At 64.5% G+C, this 1,084-nt stretch carries 2 protein-coding genes; both read left to right on the plus strand.

The genetic code is table 11. The annotated features are described in order from the left end of the window. The coding region (locus tag A1351_RS09025) for a 3-hydroxybutyrate dehydrogenase (protein ID WP_064032814.1) at positions 1–627 on the plus strand (627 nt) is incomplete at its 5' end. Between the two features lie 22 nt (positions 628–649). Next, positions 650–1,084, plus strand: a 435-nt coding sequence (locus A1351_RS09030; RefSeq protein ID WP_157096221.1) for a hypothetical protein, incomplete at its 3' end; no start/stop codon positions are given.

Here is a 1,084-nt window from a genome sequence, read left to right on the forward strand (position 1 = left end):
GGCGAGCGTGCGATGGGCGTCGCGATGGACGTCACGGACGAGGCGCAAGTCGATGCCGGCGTCGAGGCGGTCGTGGAGAAGTTCGGCGGTATCGATGTGCTGGTATCCAATGCCGGAATCCAGATCGTCGCGCCGATCGACCAGTTCGCCTTCGACGACTGGAAGAAGCTGCTCGCCATCCATCTCGACGGAGCGTTCCTGACGACGCGCGCCTGCCTGCGCCACATGTACGCACAGGGGCGCGGCGGCAGCGTGATCTACATGGGATCGGTTCATTCCAAAGAAGCCTCGAAGTTGAAGGGACCATACGTCGCCGCAAAGCACGGGCTGGTGGGCCTGGCCAAGGTCGTCGCAAAGGAAGGTGCGGAGCACGGCGTGCGCGCCAACGTCATCTGCCCCGGTTTCGTCCGTACACCGCTGGTCGAGAACCAGATCCCCGACCAGGCGAAGGCGCTCGGGATCAGCGAGGATGCGGTGATCCACGACGTGATGTTAAAAGAGACCGTCGACGGCGAATTCACCACCGTCGACGATGTCGCGCGGACCGCCGTGTTCCTCGCCGCCTTCCCGACCAAGGCCCTGACCGGCCAGTCGATCGTCGTTAGCCATGGCTGGTTCATGCAGTGATTGATTTGCGGGGTTCGACGGTATGATGCCGTACCTGCCGCTGCTCAGCGTGGTAGTGGGCGCCGTGCTCGCGACCGCCGGCGGGTTTCTGTCGGGAAGGCTGGCTGCCATGGCCGAGCAACGGCGACGCGCGCGGTTCGCGGCGATGGTCGGACGGGAGGTCCTTGCCTCGCTCCAGCACCTTGTCGGCTCCTTGGTCGAAATCCACGATCGCGGCGACCCTTTCGGGCGACTGACGATGCGGCTGGTCCGTGCTGCCCGGCGCGAGGTAAGCGTGTACGAGCGCAACCGGGAGGCGATGTTCGAACTGGGCGACGACCTGCTGCGCTTCCGCCTGCATGACCTCATGACGCGGCTTGCCATCCCGCTCGATTTTTTGATCGACGAAAGCGAGGCTCTTGGAGGCGATCCCGTCGGCCACGGAATCGCTATGGCGGAGTCGTACGATGTCTTCTGC

It is taken from the genome of Methylosinus sp. R-45379 (assembly GCF_001644125.1).
Classification (GTDB): domain Bacteria; phylum Pseudomonadota; class Alphaproteobacteria; order Rhizobiales; family Beijerinckiaceae; genus Methylosinus.